The 12,862-nt window shown below is 64.2% G+C and carries 13 protein-coding genes; 7 read left to right on the top strand and 6 right to left on the bottom strand.

Translation table 11 applies throughout. The annotated features are described in order from the left end of the window. Nucleotides 1–197 precede the first annotated feature (197 nt). Together ACFOKJ_RS16400 and ACFOKJ_RS16395 are read right to left on the bottom strand one after the other, a co-directional pair. Nucleotides 198–1,484, bottom strand: coding sequence for a Y-family DNA polymerase (locus tag ACFOKJ_RS16400; RefSeq protein ID WP_390281613.1), 1,287 nt, complete (start codon nucleotides 1,482–1,484; stop codon nucleotides 198–200). Continuing rightward, nucleotides 1,474–1,893: a LexA family protein gene (locus ACFOKJ_RS16395; protein WP_390281610.1), complete on the bottom strand. Its 420-nt coding sequence runs from the start codon at nucleotides 1,891–1,893 to the stop codon at nucleotides 1,474–1,476. The genes ACFOKJ_RS16400 and ACFOKJ_RS16395 overlap by 11 nt, the downstream gene beginning before the upstream one ends. A gap of 153 nt (nucleotides 1,894–2,046) precedes the next feature. Between ACFOKJ_RS16395 and asd the strand changes: the two genes are divergently transcribed. Next, a complete protein-coding gene (gene asd, locus ACFOKJ_RS16390; protein WP_390281608.1) occupies nucleotides 2,047–2,895 on the top strand; it encodes an archaetidylserine decarboxylase in 849 nt (282 codons plus the stop codon). A gap of 119 nt (nucleotides 2,896–3,014) precedes the next feature. Here asd and ACFOKJ_RS16385 read toward each other — a convergent pair whose 3' ends face one another. Continuing rightward, on the bottom strand, nucleotides 3,015–3,443 hold the full coding sequence (locus ACFOKJ_RS16385; RefSeq protein ID WP_390281606.1) for a c-type cytochrome: 429 nt from the start codon (nucleotides 3,441–3,443) through the stop codon (nucleotides 3,015–3,017). 172 nt (nucleotides 3,444–3,615) lie between these two features. Then, the gene (locus tag ACFOKJ_RS16380; protein ID WP_390281604.1) at nucleotides 3,616–4,047 is read right to left on the bottom strand and encodes a c-type cytochrome; all 432 of its coding nucleotides are present in this window, start codon (nucleotides 4,045–4,047) and stop codon (nucleotides 3,616–3,618) included. A 352-nt stretch (nucleotides 4,048–4,399) separates the two neighbouring features. Here ACFOKJ_RS16380 and ACFOKJ_RS16375 point away from each other — a divergent pair, with 352 nt between their 5' ends. The 3 genes from ACFOKJ_RS16375 to cueR all read left to right on the top strand — a co-directional run bounded on the left by ACFOKJ_RS16375 (nucleotide 4,400) and on the right by cueR (nucleotide 7,640). Next, a complete protein-coding gene (locus ACFOKJ_RS16375; protein ID WP_390281602.1) occupies nucleotides 4,400–4,597 on the top strand; it encodes a heavy-metal-associated domain-containing protein in 198 nt (65 codons plus the stop codon). Nucleotides 4,598–4,756: 159 nt separating this feature from the next. After that, nucleotides 4,757–7,147 (top strand): heavy metal translocating P-type ATPase, encoded by a 2,391-nt coding sequence (locus ACFOKJ_RS16370; protein ID WP_390281601.1) that lies wholly within the window; start codon nucleotides 4,757–4,759, stop codon nucleotides 7,145–7,147. A 49-nt stretch (nucleotides 7,148–7,196) separates the two neighbouring features. Further along, nucleotides 7,197–7,640: a Cu(I)-responsive transcriptional regulator gene (gene cueR / locus ACFOKJ_RS16365; RefSeq protein ID WP_390281599.1), complete on the top strand. Its 444-nt coding sequence runs from the start codon at nucleotides 7,197–7,199 to the stop codon at nucleotides 7,638–7,640. Here cueR and ACFOKJ_RS16360 read toward each other — a convergent pair. Together ACFOKJ_RS16360 and ACFOKJ_RS16355 are read right to left on the bottom strand one after the other, a co-directional pair. After that, nucleotides 7,619–9,004 (bottom strand): heavy metal sensor histidine kinase, encoded by a 1,386-nt coding sequence (locus ACFOKJ_RS16360; RefSeq protein WP_390281598.1) that lies wholly within the window; start codon nucleotides 9,002–9,004, stop codon nucleotides 7,619–7,621. The genes cueR and ACFOKJ_RS16360 overlap by 22 nt on opposite strands. Next, complete coding sequence (locus ACFOKJ_RS16355; RefSeq protein WP_390281595.1) at nucleotides 9,001–9,687, bottom strand: heavy metal response regulator transcription factor; 687 nt, start codon at nucleotides 9,685–9,687, stop codon at nucleotides 9,001–9,003. Before ACFOKJ_RS16355 ends, ACFOKJ_RS16360 begins: the two co-directional genes overlap by 4 nt. A gap of 189 nt (nucleotides 9,688–9,876) precedes the next feature. On the opposite strand from ACFOKJ_RS16355, the gene ACFOKJ_RS16350 reads away from it, so the two are divergent. Genes ACFOKJ_RS16350 through ACFOKJ_RS16340 form a run of 3 tightly spaced genes read left to right on the top strand, consistent with a single transcriptional unit; the run spans nucleotide 9,877 to nucleotide 12,862 of the window. After that, nucleotides 9,877–10,959, top strand: a complete 1,083-nt coding sequence (locus ACFOKJ_RS16350; RefSeq protein ID WP_390281593.1) for a hypothetical protein — start codon at nucleotides 9,877–9,879, stop codon at nucleotides 10,957–10,959. An 11-nt stretch (nucleotides 10,960–10,970) separates the two neighbouring features. Then, nucleotides 10,971–12,359: a multicopper oxidase family protein gene (locus ACFOKJ_RS16345; RefSeq protein WP_390281591.1), complete on the top strand. Its 1,389-nt coding sequence runs from the start codon at nucleotides 10,971–10,973 to the stop codon at nucleotides 12,357–12,359. A gap of 26 nt (nucleotides 12,360–12,385) precedes the next feature. Next, the gene (locus ACFOKJ_RS16340; RefSeq protein WP_390281589.1) at nucleotides 12,386–12,862 is read left to right on the top strand and encodes a cupredoxin domain-containing protein; all 477 of its coding nucleotides are present in this window, start codon (nucleotides 12,386–12,388) and stop codon (nucleotides 12,860–12,862) included.

The following is a 12,862-nucleotide window of genomic DNA, read 5'->3' as shown; positions in this document are numbered from 1 at the left end:
AGTCCTTTTGCCTGGCAAAAGGACTTTGCCAATCCCCTCAAACTCCAGCCTGAGCTGGGGTTTTTTCTTGCTTGTCTTATCCAGAAAGCAGGCTACGCTGGAGATATGCCAGATACGTTTGGTGTGTCCTGAGTAGTCGTGTGTTTCTCCTCCTCTTTTGCGGCCAATGTTGGCCGCATTTTGTTGCTGCCGCCGGTTTAGGTGCTGGCGCTCAGCAGCTCGTCCCAGCGGGTGGTGCAGCGTGGCGACAGCTTGTCCTGGCGCATGTGCCAGCGCCCACACCCCAGCAGGCTGCTGCCGGTGCGGATACTGTCGCGGCCGAAGCGGTGGTTGATGCTGTCCACGGTTTGCATCAGCTGTTGCCCGCGCGCGCTTTCCCCGCCCAGAAACAGGTCGTGCTGACGGCTGAAATCGCCTGCTACCAGCTCGTCCAGCACCACGCCGCATTTGTGATAACGCACGCCAGGCAGATACAGCGTTTGCAGCAGTAGCAGCGCCTGCCGTGTCAGCTCCCGGGTGTCGGTGCTGGGCAGCAGCAGCGACAGGCTGGCCCAGTTGCGGCGCTGCAGGCCGCCTCCGCGCCCGGGCGGGTCGGCGCGCAGCATCACGTGCAGCAGTCGGGTGGCGCTGTGCTGGGCGCGCAGCTTTTCGGCGCTGCGGGCGACGTGGTGGCTGATGGCGGCGCGCAACTCGTCCAGATCGCCAAGCCGGTGGGCAAAGGAGCGGGTGGAGTGGATTTGCTTGCGTGGCGGGGTAATGTCGCAGATATCCAGACAGGCTTCGCCACGCAGTTCGCGCACCGTGCGCTCCATGGCAAGGCCGAAGCGCTGGCGTGACCATGCCGGGTTGGCCGCAGCCAGTTGCGCCGCATTGGCAATGCCCAGCCGCTGCAGCTGCTCGCGCAGGCGCTGGCCTATGCCCCATACCATGCCGACATCCATCGCCCGCAGCTGCGCGTCCTGTTCGGCGGCATTCAGCATCTGCCAGTCGAACACGCCGCCAAAGCGCGGTTGCTGCTTGGCTACCAGGTTGGCCAGCTTGGCCAGGGTCTTGCTGCTGCCGATGCCGATGGATACCGGCAGGCCCAGCTTGTGCTGCACCGCCTGCCGTAGCTGACGCGCCCGGGTTTGCGGCTCGGGCAGCCCGGCAAAGTCCAGGAAACATTCATCTATGGAGTAAATCTCCTGTGCGCCGGCATGCTGCGCGGCCAGGGTCATCATGCGCCGTGACAGCGAACCGTACAGCTCGTAATTGGATGACAGCGCCTTGCCACGATGGCGGTACAGCAGGTTGCGCGCTTCGTGAAATGCCACCCCCATCGGCACGCCGATGGCCTTGGCCTCCGGCGAACGCGACACGATGCAGCCGTCATTGTTGGATAGCACCACCACCGGCACGCCATGCAGTTGCGGGTTGAACAGCCGTTCACAGGACACGTAGAAATTGTTGCCATCCATCAGGCCGAAGCAGCTGTCAGGCGGCATGGTCCTGCTCCTGCCGGCGCCGAAGCTGGCGCGCCATGCCTACCACCACGCCCCACAGCAGGGCATCGAAATGCGCCGGCGGTGGTTCGTCCTGCCATTGTTGCTGCGCGTTGCGGTGCCCGAGCCAGCTGCGCCCAGCGCTTTGCCGCCACAGGCGCACCACGAAGCCACTGTCCTGCCAGTACACCACCAGGTCGCCATGGCGCGGCGTCAGCCCCTTGTTGAGAATCAGCAGGTCGCCATCCAGGATGCCGCAATCGATCAACGCGTCGCCGCGCGCGCGCAGAAAGAAGGTGGCCATGCGGTCGGGGCATAGCAGCTGGTGCAGATCCAGCTCGTCGGTGGGCAGGTCGGCGGCCGGGGAGGGGAAGCTCGCCAGGGCCGGGCGCTTGAGCAGTGCGAGTTTCATGGCGTCAATTTGAAAACGTACAAATTCAAATTAACGGAAAAGTCGCGGCTTTTCAAGTGCTGCGTTACCGGGGTGGCGGGAATCGGTCGGGACAGTGGCCGCTCGTCGGGTGCTGCCGCTATAATGCGCGGCTGCTTTTATAAGGAAAACATCGTGCGTGACCGCCTGGCCGTATTGCCGCAGTACTTGTTGCCGAAACAGGCATTGACCCGCTTTGCCGGCAGCATCGCCAATGCCCAGGGTGGGGCGGCCACCACGGCGCTGATCCGGCGCTTTATCCAGCGCTACCGGGTGAACATGGCCGAGGCGGCCAACCCTGATCCGGCCAGCTATGCCTCGTTCAATGAATTCTTCACCCGTGCCTTGCGGCCCGATGCCCGCCCGCTGGCGGATGCGCCGCTGCTGTGCCCGGTGGATGGCGCCATCAGCCAGTTTGGTGCCATCGAGCGTGACCAGCTGTTCCAGGCTAAGGGCCATCATTACTCCACCACGGCGCTGCTGGGGGGCGACAGCGCGTTGGCCGCACGTTTTGCCGATGGCCATTTCGCCACCATCTACCTGAGCCCGCGTGATTACCACCGCATTCACATGCCGTGCGACGGCACGCTCAAACGCATGATCTACGTGCCGGGTGCGCTATTCTCGGTCAATCCGACCACCGCGCGCGGCGTGCCAGGGCTGTTTGCCCGCAACGAGCGGGTGGTGTGCGAGTTCGATACTCCGCACGGGCCGCTGGCGCTGGTGCTGGTGGGGGCCACCATTGTCGGCAGCATGGCTACCGTGTGGCATGGGGTGGTAAACCCGCCGCGCAGTGGCGATATCCGGGTATGGCGCTATGACGATCAGGCCATCATGCTGCGCAAGGGCGAGGAGATGGGGCGCTTCCTGCTCGGCTCCACCGTGGTGCTGCTGTTCCCGCGCGATACGCTGCGCTTCAACAGCGACTGGGCACCGGCGCGTCCGGTTCGCCTGGGCGAGAAGATGGCGGACACCACTGCCTGACGCCAACCCCGGCACAAACATGGCTTCGGCAAATGGCCGCGCTAATAACAAAGCCCTTCCACATATTGGAAGGGCTTTGTTCGTATCGGCAGTCAGAATGTTATTTGCTGACGGTTGCCTTAGCGCTTGGGGCCGCGGAAGCTGTCGTGGCAGCTCTTGCAGCTGGCAGCAACTGCCGCGTACTTGTTGCGCACGGCGGCCAGATCGTCGCTTTGCGCCCCTGCCTGCAGCGCATTCACCGCGCTGATGAATTTATCCTGCTCGGCCTTGAACCTGGCCGGCTGGCTCCAGATTTCCGGCTTGGCGCGGCTCACGTCATCAATGGTGCCCGGCTTGAACAGCAGGAACGGCGCCGGTGCGGCGGCCTTCAGCGCATCGGCATGCTTGATGAACTGATCCTTGCGAAACGGGCCATCGCGCAGCATTACGCCGACAGGTTCGAAGCTGAGCAGCACTTTCTTGAAGCTTTTCTGGCGATCTTCGCCGGGGCCGGCCAGGGCGCTGCTGCACAGCAGGGTCAGCAGCAGGGCGGTGGTGAGTGTTTTCATGTTGCGCTTGTCGGGAGGAAAAGGGTTCAGACCCGGCGAGTGTAATAAGTTTCCGTGGCAAAGCAAGCATCCGCCCCGGTGGAAGCGTATCGCTTTGCTGTCGCCGGCATGACAAAGCCCTGGTGCAATGCATCAGGGCTTTGTGCTGGCTGTTCTGGTACGCGGCCGGCGCTCAGTCGGCGCGGAACTGGTCGTGACAGGCCTTGCAGGTCTGCTGGGTGGCGCCAAACTGCGCTTTTACGTCGCTTACGCTCTGGGCGCTGGCTGCGGTGGCCTTCAGCTTGGCGACCTCGGCCTTGTGCTTGTCGATGGCGGCCTTGAACTCGGCTGGGCGGGACCAGATTTCCGGCTTGGCATCGGTCTTGCCCTTGGTGCTGCCGGGGGTGAAGTATTGCCACGGCTGCTGCGCCAGTTCATCCAGGTGTGCGGCCAGCTTGGCGAACTCTTGCTGGCTGAACTGGGTATCGCCTTTCACCATCTTGCCCATGGCGCCCACGGTCTTCTTGTATTGCTCGAACACCTGCTGCCGCGCGGCAATGGGGTCGGCGGCAAGGGCGGGGGAGAGTGCGCTACAGCAGAGAACGGTCAGCAGCAGTTTTTTCATGTGGCTGGCTCCAGGGGAAGGAAAAATGCACGGCAGCATAGCACGGGCATGCCATTGACAAGCTCTGGAATTGGTTAAGCCTTGTTAAGTCTTGTTGTGCGGTAACACGCATGTTCACATGGCTTCCACCCGGATACCTGTCCGTGCGAGCCGGGCTTGTGTCTGCGGGTGCCAGTCAGCCGCCTGCGAAGCGCGTCGCTGCCGCAAGCAGCAGAAGCCAACTTTAGCGCGCAGGAAGGAGCGAATGCGCAAGGCTGAAACATCGAAATCCCGGCTGTTGACCTTGCCACGGTGGCAAGCTCCAGACTGCAGGTACGGCCAAGGTTGGCCGCATCACTGTGAAGGACATTCCATGTATACCCTGCAAGTAGACAATATCGGCTGCGGCAGCTGTGTCGCCAAGATCAACCAGGCGCTGAAGGATCTGGACAGCCAGGCATCGGTGGATATCGATCGCACCAGTGGCCGTGCCAGTATTCGTACCGACGAGGCGCTGCAGACGGTGTGCGATCTGCTGACCGATATGGGCTACCCGGCACGCCCGCTGTAAGTGCTGGCTTACCCCGACATGCCCCTGCGTATTGCGCAGGGGCATGTTGTTTTTTGGAATGGATTCCGGCAGGTAAAAAATTTGCGCGAATCGGGCTTGACCTTCCCATCATGGCAAGGCCGATGCTGACTTCACACCCCAGATAAAGGAGTCCGCATCATGTCCCGTTCAATTGCTGCCGCTGCCAGCCAGACCCTGCGCTTTCCCGTGCTGGGCATGACTTGTGCCAGCTGTGTTTCCCGCGTGGAGAAGGCCCTGCACCAAGTGCCGGGCATCCAGAGCGCCAGTGTCAACCTGGCTACCGAGTCCGTCACCCTGCATACCGAGCCGCATTTCGAGCTGGCTGCTGCGCATGCCGCCATCGCCCATGCCGGCTACCAGGTGGGTAGTGAGACGGTGCAGCTGGAGATTCATGGCATGACATGCGCCAGCTGTGTCAGCCGGGTGGAAAAAGCGCTGCTGGCGGTGGCTGGGGTTACCGCGGCCAGTGTCAATCTGGCGACGGAAACCGCACGTGTCAGCTGGCCGGCGGGTGGTGACAATGCGCTGCTGCTGGCTGCCGTGGCGCGTGCCGGCTATCAGGCCAGCATCCGCGAGCAGGCGCAAACGGCACCGGCTGCGCAGCATGTGTCGTGGTGGCCGGTGGCGATGGCTGCCCTGCTGTCGCTGCCGCTGGTGCTGCCCATGCTCGGCGAGCTGGCGGGCGCACACTGGATGTTGCCGGCCTGGTTGCAATTTGTGCTGGCTACCCCGGTGCAGTTCTGGTTGGGGGCGCGTTTTTATCGTGCCGGCTGGAAGGCGCTGCAAGCCCGCAGCGGCAATATGGACTTGCTGGTCGCCATTGGTACCAGTGCGGCATACGGGCTGTCGCTGTACCAGTGGTGGCTGCATGCCGGTCATGGCGGTGGCCATCTGTATTTCGAGGCATCGGCAGTGGTCATTACCCTGGTATTGCTGGGTAAATGGCTGGAGGCGCGCGCCAAGCAGCAGACCACGGCGGCGATCCGTGCCTTGCAGGCGCTGCGACCGGCTACGGCCCGGGTACGCCGCCATGGCGTAGACCTGGACCTGCCGCTGGCGCAGGTGTTGCTGGGCGACCTGGTGGTGGTACGTCCCGGCGAGCGGGTGGCTGTCGATGGCGTCATCATCGAAGGTCGCAGCCAGCTGGATGAATCCATGCTTACCGGCGAGAGCCTGCCGGTAAGCAAGCAGGCCGGCGATACCGTTACCGGCGGCGCCATCAACCACGATGGCATGCTGCTGGTGGCAACCCGTGCACTGGGCGAGGACAGCACCCTGGCTCGCATCATCCGCATGGTGGAGGATGCCCAGGCCGGCAAGGCGCCGGTGCAGCGGCTGGTGGACCGGGTGAGTGCCGTGTTCGTGCCGGTGGTGCTGCTGATCGCGGTACTGACGCTGGCCGGCTGGTGGTGGTTCAGTGGCGATGTCGAGCAGGCGATTCTCAACGCCGTGGCCGTACTGGTGATTGCCTGTCCCTGTGCGCTGGGGTTGGCAACGCCTACTGCCATCATGGCCGGTACCGGCGTGGCGGCACGGCATGGCATGCTGATCAAGGATGCCGAGGCGCTGGAGCTGGCGCATGGGCTGCAGGTAGTCGCCTTCGACAAGACTGGTACGCTTACCGAGGGCAAGCCGCGACTGCTGCACAGCATTGCGGCCAACGGTGACGAACAGAGCCTGCTGCAGCTGGCTGCCAGCTTGCAGCAGGGCAGCGAGCACCCGCTGGCCAAGGCGGTACTGCAGGCATTACCGACGGCGCCTGCCGGCAAGGTTGCCGAGTTGCAGGCGCTGCCGGGGCGCGGGCTGCGCGGGCAGGTGGATGGCGTGGCGTATCTGCTGGGTAATCAGCGCCTGATGCAGGAGCACGGCATCAGCCTGTCGTCGCTGTACAGCTTTCAGCAGGAAGAAGAGCTGCTGGGGCGCACCGTGTCCTGGCTGGCGCGTGCCGATGATGGCAAGCTGCTGGGCATGCTGTCGTTTGGCGACCGCATCAAGCCGGCCGCTGCGGCTGCCATCAGCCAGCTACGGGCGCTGGGGGTGCGTAGCGTGATGATTTCCGGCGACAACCGCGCGGCGGCACGCCAGGTGGCGGATGCGCTGGGCATCGACGAGGTGATTGCCGAGGTATTGCCCGGCGACAAGGCCGGCCACATTGCCCGTCTGCGGCAGGATGGCAGCCGCGTCGCCATGGTGGGGGATGGGGTCAACGATGCGCCGGCCCTGGCGGCGGCAGATGTCGGCATGGCCATGGGAACCGGCACCGATGTAGCCATGCAGGCGGCGGGGGTGACGCTGATGCGCGGTGACCCCACGCTGGTGGCGCAGGCCATTGCCATTTCACGTCGTACCTATCGCAAGATCCGGCAGAACCTGTTCTGGGCATTTATTTTCAATCTGGTAGGCATCCCGCTGGCGGCGCTGGGCATGCTCAGCCCCATCGTGGCCGGGGCCGCCATGGCGTTGTCCAGTGTCAGCGTGGTATCCAATGCGCTGTTGCTGTACCGCTGGCGTCCTGCGGGTCTGCGTTGAGTACGCGCGGGCCGGCTGGCCCGCACGGTCATATCGGAAGGAGCGTGACATGAATATCGGTCAGGCCGCTGCTGCCAGCGGCGTTTCCGCCAAGATGATCCGTCATTACGAAAGCATCGGGCTGATTGCGCCGGGGCTGCGTACGGCATCTGGTTACCGGCAATACAGCCAGCGAGAGGTGCACCTGCTGCGTTTTATCCGTCAGGCGCGCAACCTGGGGTTTCCGCTGGAGCAGATACGTGTCCTGCTGTCGCTATGGCAGGACACCGGCCGCGCCAGCGGCGATGTCAAACGGTTGGCCGCAAGCCATATTGCCGAGCTGGACGAGCGTATCCGGGCGCTCAGCGACATGCGCAATACCCTGCAGACCCTGGCCGATGCCTGCTCCGGCGACAGCCGGCCGGATTGCCCCATCTTGCAGGGGCTGGCCGAGGGGCATGGCGGGCTGTGTACGCACCATGCGGATACGGCTCACCCGGCAAGCGGCGGCTGAGCGGGAAACCACAGGGTAAAGCAGGTGCTGTTATCTGCCGAGGTCACGCTGATGCGGCCGCCGTGCACTTCGGCAATCGAGCGGGTGATGGCCAGGCCCAGCCCGGCGCCATCCGATTCGCCCGCCGCGCGGGAGGGGTCTGCGCGGTAGAAGCGGTCGAACAGCCGTGGCAGCTGTTCCGGTGGAATGCTGCTGCCGGCATTGCAGACGCTTACCGTGCTGCCATCGGCCTGCTGCGTGATGTTGACGCTTACCTCGCTGCCGGCCGGGGCATGGCGCAGCGCATTGGAGAGCAGATTGCTCAGCGCGCGGCGCAGCATCAGCCGGTCGCCCTGCAGCTGGCCGCTGCCGTGCTGTTGCAGGCGGATGGTTTTTTCTTCCGCCAGCGCATCGTAGAACTCCAGCAGCGCCGCTACTTCTTGCTCGATGGCAATCTGCTCCCGGCTGGGCAGCACCAGTCCGTGCTCGGCCTTGGCCAGGAACAGCATGTCCGACACCGTGCGCGCCAGGCGCTGGAATTCCTCGGCGTTGGAGGCCAGGATGTCGCGGTATTCGTCGGCACTGCGTGGCTGCGAGATTGCCACCTGTGTCTCGGTGAGCAGGTTGCTGATCGGGGTGCGCAGCTCGTGGGCAAGGTCGGAGGAAAACTCGGACAGCTTGCGAAAATCTTCCTGCAGCCGGCGCAGCATGGCATTCAGCGATTCGGCCAGGTCGGCCATTTCCGGCGGCACCGAGTCCACCGGCATCTGCGCATCGAGGTGCTGACCGGTAATGACCTGCGCCCTGGCCTTCATCGCGCGCAGCGGCGCCAGGCCGTTGTGTGCCACCCACCAGGCCAGCACGCCACCCAGCAGGGCCGACAGCAGGATGTATATCAGCAGCGACTGGCCGATCATGTGCATGAAGTGCTCGTGCCTGCCGGTATCGATCGCCGCGCAGATGGTGAGTTCGGTGCCCGGGTTGTCCGCCAGCTGGCCGCTGCGGCACATGCCGTGATAGTTGGCGCCGGCATGCTGCCAGCGCAGCATCTGCTGGCTGTCGTTGTTGCCGGGCAGGGGAAAGTGGAAGCCCGTTGGCGCTCGCGAGGCATACACCGGGTAGCCCTGGCGCTGCAGTTGCACGTACAGATCGCGGTGGTTGTGTACCACGTCGTCCAGCCGTGCGGCCAACGCTGCCAGGTCGGGCGAGGTGCGCATCACCTCGCGGATCAGCCCCAGTTTGTCGCGCAGGTCGTCGGCATCCTGTTCGGCGAAGTGTCGATCCACCATCACGCCGACCAGCAGCCCCAGCCCCGCCAGCAGTAGCACGGAAACCAGCGCATACAGCAGTGTCAGCCGCGCGGTTAGCGACAGGCGGCGCTTCATGCGCCGATCTCCGGCACTTCCAGCACATAGCCCATGCCGCGCACGGTGTGAATGAGCTTGGGCTCGAAGTCGTCGTCCACCTTGGCGCGTAGCCGGCGCACGGCGACATCGATCACATTGGTATCACTGTCGAAATTCATGTCCCATACCTGGGAGGCGATCAGGCTGCGTGGCAACACCTCGCCCTGGCGGCGCATCAGCAGTTCCAGCAGGCCGAACTCCTTGGCGGTGAGGGTGATGCGCTTGCCATCGCGGCTGACACGCCGGCGCAGCAGGTCCAGCTCCAGGCCGGCGATCTGCAGGGTGGTGGCCTCCACCGTGCCACGGCCACGACGCAGGATGGTGCGCACCCGCGCCAGCAGCTCGGCAAAGGAGAACGGCTTGACCAGGTAATCGTCCGCGCCCAGCTCCAGCCCCTTGACCCGGTCTTCTACCTGGTCGCGGGCGGTCAGGAACAGCACCGGCATGGTCTTGTGTCGCAATCGCAGCTGGGTGAGCACTTGCCAGCCATCCATGCCGGGCAGCATCACGTCCAGAATCAGCAGGTCATGCCCGCCTTCCAGTGCCAGGTGCAGCCCTTCCTGGCCGTCATGCGCCAGATCCACCGCAAAACCAGCCTCGCGCAAGCCCTGGCGCAGGTACTCGCCGGTCTTGATCTCGTCTTCGACAATCAGAATCTTCATCGCCATTTCCTGTTTCAGGCCGACAGTTTGCCACTGCCAGCCGGCTGCTGTGTCAGATGACAGATTTGTAATCTGGCTGTCAGTTTGCTGTTGGCCGCGGCAAGCCACACTGCCGCTACCAAAAACAGAGCCAGTTTTCCCGCCGCCACGCCAGATTTCGCCGGCACGGGCAGGGAAGGAGACCGGAGCATGAACAAACACAAACTGCTGCTTGCCGCATTGCCGCTATTTGCCAGTCTGGCACAGGCACAGCAGCCTCCCGAGAGCGCATGGCAGCAGGCCAATCGGCGGGTTGCCGAGTTTTCGCGCGGCCACGCCGATGTGCTGAAGTGGGAACAGGCGCATCTCGCGGCTTCCGCCCCCGCCGCCGCCAAACCCGCCTCGCTGGTACTGAATACGCTTGCCGATGGCGTGCAGCTGGCCTGGCGGGCGTATCCGGAGTTGGCCAAACCATTGGCGCAGCTGGGGCGGGAGGAAGTTGCCTTGCTGGCCAGCGGCCAGTGGCAGGCACTGTCCGCCGCCAGGCTGCGCCAGGTTGACGATGCCGACGAGCTCATCGAGCTTGCCCATGCCACCCGCAAGATGCTGTTGGCCGCGATAGTCGTGGAACAAGCGCTGCCATATCAGCAGCAAGCCTCGCAGGCGGCGGAGGCCGCCGCCGAGCTGGGGGCGCGCATGGCGCAAACCGGCAACTGGAGCAAGCTGCAGGCGGCCCAGCGACAACTGCTGCAGCTTGGCGCGCAACAGCAATGGCAGCGCAGCCAGTACGCCGCAGTGCTAAGTCGGGCCAATGTGCTCAAGGCGCTGCAGCAATGGGCGCGCAGCACCCCGCAAACCCTGCAGTTGCCGCCGGCACTGCCCGCGCTGCCCGCGGCGCCCCTGGACGAGCAAGCCGTGCAGCATCGCCTGGCGCAAGTCGGCGCCACGCTTGCCGGCAGCGAACAGATCGCCATGCGCGCCAACGCCGCGCTGGCCTACCGCGCCTATGCCACCGCCTACGCGCTGGCCAGCAGCCAGCAGGACATGCTCAAGCTGCGGCAATTCATCTACGACGAAACCGTGCTGCGCTACAACGGCATGCTGCTGAACAGCTGGGAGCTGCTGGATGAAGCCCGTGCGCTGGCCGAGGCCAATGTGAATGCCATCGGCGCCGTGCGTGACTTCTGGCTGGCGGAAGCCGACCTGCAGCTGGTGCTGCTGGGCGGTCAGCCCGAGAGCTTTGTAAACCTGGCTGCCGGCAGCGGCGACAGTCCTGCCGCGGCGGGCCATTGAAAGGATAGTGCATGAGTATCGATCCCTCCCGCCGCCAGTTCTTTGCCGGCGCCGCCACCGCGGTAGTTGGCGCCACCGTGGCCCGCTCGGCGTTGGCCGCATTGCCGGAGGCGGTAATCCAGACTTCGGTGGAAACCGCGCCGCCGCTGATACCGAACAGTGGCCGTCCCTACAACCCGGTGGTCACCCTGAACGGCTGGACCTTGCCGTGGCGCATGAACAACGGCGTCAAGGAGTTCCACCTGGTGGCCGAGCCGGTGGAGCGCGAGATGGCGCCCGGCTTCACCGCCCAACTGTGGGGCTACAACGGCCAGAGCCCGGGCCCGACCATCGAAGTGGTAGAAGGCGACCGGGTGCGCATCTTCGTTACCAACAAGCTGCCGGAACACACCAGCGTGCACTGGCACGGTCAGCGGCTGCCCAACGGCATGGACGGCGTCTCCGGCCTGACCCAGCGCAGCATCAAGCCGGGCAAGACCTTCGTCTATGAATTCGTGGCGCGGCGCCCCGGCACCTTCATGTACCACCCGCATGCCGACGAAATGGTGCAGATGGCGATGGGCATGCATGGTTTCTGGGTGACGCACCCCAAGGGCAAGCACCCGCTGATCGACGAGGTGGACCGCGACTTCTGCTTCCTGCTCAACGCCTTCGACGTGGAGCCGGGCAGCCGCACCCCCAAGGTCAACACCATGACCGATTTCAATATCTGGGCGTGGAACAGCCGCATCTTCCCGGGTATCGATTCGCTGAATGTGCGGCTGAACGACAAGGTGCGTATCCGGGTGGGCAACCTGACCATGACCAACCACCCGATCCACCTGCACGGGCATGAGTTCCAGGTCACCGGCACCGATGGCGGGCCGACGCCCAGATCCAGCCGCTGGCATGAAGTCACCACCGACGTGGCCGTAGGCCAGATGCGGCAGCTGGAGTTTGTCGCCGACGAGGAAGGCGACTGGGCGATTCATTGTCACAAGAGCCACCACACCATGAATGCCATGGGCCACGACGTGCCGACCATGATCGGTGTCGATCACCGTGGCCTGGTGGGCAAGATTCAGCAGGTAGTGCCGGATTACATGCTGATGGGCGAGCGTGGCATGGCCGACATGGGCGAGATGGAAATGCCGATTCCAGACAATACCGCGCCGATGATGACCGGGCAGGGGCCGTTCGGCTCGCTGGAGATGGGCGGCATGTTCAGCGTGCTGAAGGTGCGCAAGGACCAGCCTGCCGGCAGCTACAAAGACCCGGGCTGGTTCCAGCACCCGGCCGGCACGGTGGCATTCGAATACAACGGTGAACTACCGGCGGCGCCACGCCAGCAGGCTGCGGCCAACCCTGGCGCCGCCACGGTAACAGCCAAAAAACCGGGAACGCGCCCGGAACAGCATTAACCACACCATTACCAGGAAAGCACAGCATGAAAACCACCCACCACCTTGTTGCCATCGCCCTGCTGACCGCTCTGGGCATTGCCCCGGCGCTGGCCAGCGGCACCCACGCCGGCGGCCATGGCGAAAGCGCCATCGGCCAGCCGGGCAAGGCTGCCAATGTCACCCGCACCATTGCGGTAGACATGTCCGACAATATGCGTTTCTCCATGCCGCTGATCAGCGTGAAGCAGGGCGAAACCATCCGCTTCGTGGTGAAAAACCTGGGCAAGGTAAAGCATGAATTCAGCCTGGGTACCGAGCAGGAGCTGCTGGAACACTACGAAGTGATGAAGAAATTCCCGGACATGGAGCACGACGAGCCGAGCAAGGTGTCGCTGGCACCTGGCGCCAAGGGCGAGGTGATCTGGCACTTCAGCAAGGCAGGCACGGTCAATTTTGCCTGCCTGCATCCGGGGCACTACGATGCCGGCATGAAGGGCCAGATCAAGGTCGCCAAGAAATAA

The sequence above is a fragment of the Vogesella amnigena genome (assembly GCF_042648905.1).
GTDB lineage: Bacteria > Pseudomonadota > Gammaproteobacteria > Burkholderiales > Chromobacteriaceae > Vogesella > Vogesella amnigena.
The sequence above is the reverse complement of the archived record's forward strand: the minus strand, read 5'-3'. Positions and strand labels throughout refer to the sequence as shown.

Bases quoted from the DNA above. Each gene is read 5' to 3' on its own strand.
- ACFOKJ_RS16400 (WP_390281613.1), bottom strand. From the start codon at position 1,484: ATGCCGCCTGACAGCTGCTTCGGCCTGATGGATGGCAACAATTTCTAC.
- ACFOKJ_RS16340 (WP_390281589.1), top strand. From the start codon at position 12,386: ATGAAAACCACCCACCACCTTGTTGCCATCGCCCTGCTGACCGCTCTG.
- ACFOKJ_RS16395 (WP_390281610.1), bottom strand. From the start codon at position 1,893: ATGAAACTCGCACTGCTCAAGCGCCCGGCCCTGGCGAGCTTCCCCTCC.
- ACFOKJ_RS16360 (WP_390281598.1), bottom strand. From the start codon at position 9,004: ATGAAGCGCCGCCTGTCGCTAACCGCGCGGCTGACACTGCTGTATGCG.
- cueR (WP_390281599.1), top strand. From the start codon at position 7,197: ATGAATATCGGTCAGGCCGCTGCTGCCAGCGGCGTTTCCGCCAAGATG.
- ACFOKJ_RS16355 (WP_390281595.1), bottom strand. From the start codon at position 9,687: ATGAAGATTCTGATTGTCGAAGACGAGATCAAGACCGGCGAGTACCTG.
- ACFOKJ_RS16380 (WP_390281604.1), bottom strand. From the start codon at position 4,047: ATGAAAAAACTGCTGCTGACCGTTCTCTGCTGTAGCGCACTCTCCCCC.
- ACFOKJ_RS16375 (WP_390281602.1), top strand. From the start codon at position 4,400: ATGTATACCCTGCAAGTAGACAATATCGGCTGCGGCAGCTGTGTCGCC.
- ACFOKJ_RS16350 (WP_390281593.1), top strand. From the start codon at position 9,877: ATGAACAAACACAAACTGCTGCTTGCCGCATTGCCGCTATTTGCCAGT.
- ACFOKJ_RS16370 (WP_390281601.1), top strand. From the start codon at position 4,757: ATGTCCCGTTCAATTGCTGCCGCTGCCAGCCAGACCCTGCGCTTTCCC.
- ACFOKJ_RS16345 (WP_390281591.1), top strand. From the start codon at position 10,971: ATGAGTATCGATCCCTCCCGCCGCCAGTTCTTTGCCGGCGCCGCCACC.
- ACFOKJ_RS16385 (WP_390281606.1), bottom strand. From the start codon at position 3,443: ATGAAAACACTCACCACCGCCCTGCTGCTGACCCTGCTGTGCAGCAGC.